This window comes from Lyngbya sp. PCC 8106, from assembly GCF_000169095.1.
GTDB lineage: Bacteria > Cyanobacteriota > Cyanobacteriia > Cyanobacteriales > Microcoleaceae > Capilliphycus.
Genome location: NZ_AAVU01000099.1, coordinates 1 through 1937, shown reverse-complemented (window position 1 = coordinate 1937; position 1937 = coordinate 1). Strand labels below are relative to the sequence as shown.

1 protein-coding gene is annotated in these 1937 nt (G+C 46.8%); it reads right to left on the bottom strand.

The features are described 5' to 3' along the window. On the bottom strand, positions 1-1443 hold a 1443-nt coding region (locus tag L8106_RS29030; RefSeq protein WP_009788162.1), incomplete at its 3' end, for a tetratricopeptide repeat protein. Positions 1444-1937 lie beyond the last annotated feature (494 nt).

Below are 1937 nucleotides of genomic sequence, written 5' to 3'. Positions count from 1 at the left end.
TTGATTGGGGTTTTGTTGGTGCAACTCCATCAACAAATCAATATAAAATTGATAATAACCATAAACGGTAGAAAAGTAAGAGGTTCGTAAGTCTTGACTAATAATTTTGGTGCGGAGTTCTTCAATAATATTAATCGCTGATTCTATATCGGTTAAGGCTTCGGTGAGGTTGCCTTGGCTGCGTTTGAGAAAGGCAAAATTCCAGAGAGTGTTTGCTTCCCCCGTCTTATCCCCCACCTGTCGCCTTAAAGGAAGGGATTGGTTGTAGAATTCGAGGGCCTGCTGTTTGTCTCCCAAAGCTGAGTAGACCTGGCCAATATTGTTGAGGGTGACGGCTTCCCCCGTCTTATCCCCCACCTGTCGCCTTAAAGGAAGGGATTGGTTGTAGAAATCGAGGGCAGTTTGTCGGTCTCCTAAAGCATTGTAGACATTGCCAATATTGTTGAGAGTGACCGCTTCCCCCGCCTTATCCCCCACCTGTCGCCTTAAAGGAAGGGATTGGTTGTAGAAATCGAGGGCAGTTTGTCGGTCTCCTAAAGCATTGTAGACCCCGCCAATACTGCTGAGAGTAGTCGCTTCCCCCGCCTTATCCCCCACCTGTCGCGTTAAAGGAAGGGATTGGTTGAGGTAATCGAGGGCAGTTTGTCGGTCTCCTAAAGCATTGTAGACATTGCCAATATTGTTGAGAGTCCTAGCTTCCCCCGCCTTATCCCCCACCTGTCGCCTGAGAGGAAGGGATTGGTTGAGGTAATCGAGGGCAGTTTGTCGGTCTCCTAAAGCATTGTAGACATTGCCAATATTGTTGAGAGTGACCGCTTCCCCCGCCTTATCCCCCACCTGTCGCCTTAAAGGAAGGGATTGGTTGTAGAAATCGAGGGCAGTTTGTCGGTCTCCTAAAGCATAGTAGACCAAGCCAATATTGCTGAGAGTCCTAGCTTCCCCCGCTTTATCCCCCACCTGTCGCGTTAAAGGAAGGGATTGGTTGAGGTAATCGAGGGCAGTTTGTCGGTCTCCTAAAGCATTGTAGACATTGCCAATATTGTTGAGAGTGGTGGCTTCGGCCGCTTTATTCCCCAGTTGTCGCAATAGGGGAAGGGATTGGTTGTAGAATGAGAGCGCTTGCTGTTTGTCTCCTAATAAATCATAAATTCTACCCAGTCCCAACAAACTATTAGCTTGTCCTCCTAAGTTTCTCGTTTGCTGATAAAGTTGTAATGCCTTTTCTAAAGCTACAATTGCTTGTTTATAAGATTCTGCTGTCCCTTGTTGAAACAGTTCAAGTCCCTGCTGCAATAATCTTAATGCTTCTGCATTGGGGTCAGTTTGGGCGATAACTTCTCCGCGATGAAGGGTTGGGGGTAGGGTTAACAAAGGAAAACCCAAGTTCAACAGAAAGATGCTGTTAACGCTGAGAATAGATAGCCACAGTTGGGGTAGACGCATCAATGGGATTTCCTCACCGCAAGAACCACTCATCATAAAGTATGTCTGATGTTCGGGAGGTTATGCAAATGGGGGCGGAGGGCTGTTTTCTCTTGCCCCCTAAATCCCCCAATCCTGGGGGACTTTGACTTCTTGCTCCCCCAAAGTTGGGGGCTGGGGGGCTTCACTTTTTGGCTGTGGTTGTGGGATATCGACCTACATTAATTAATGATTGTCGCTCTAAAATCCGCTCAGAATCATTAAAACCTAAAATTCTCGCTGTTACTTCTCCTATCGGCGTTATCGGCTCAACCCTCGCCCCTTGAAGCTGAAAATGCTCGCTCCATCTATCTGTTCTCGGGTTGAAAAACCTCACTAGCTGACCTGTTTGTTGAGAAATAGAACCCAGGTCACTCCCTTTATTCCGATTGCAATATACACAAGCAAAAGCAAAGATTATTCGCTTCTGTTACTTCCTCCAATGCTTAAGGCTAATGATATGGTCAACTTGACAC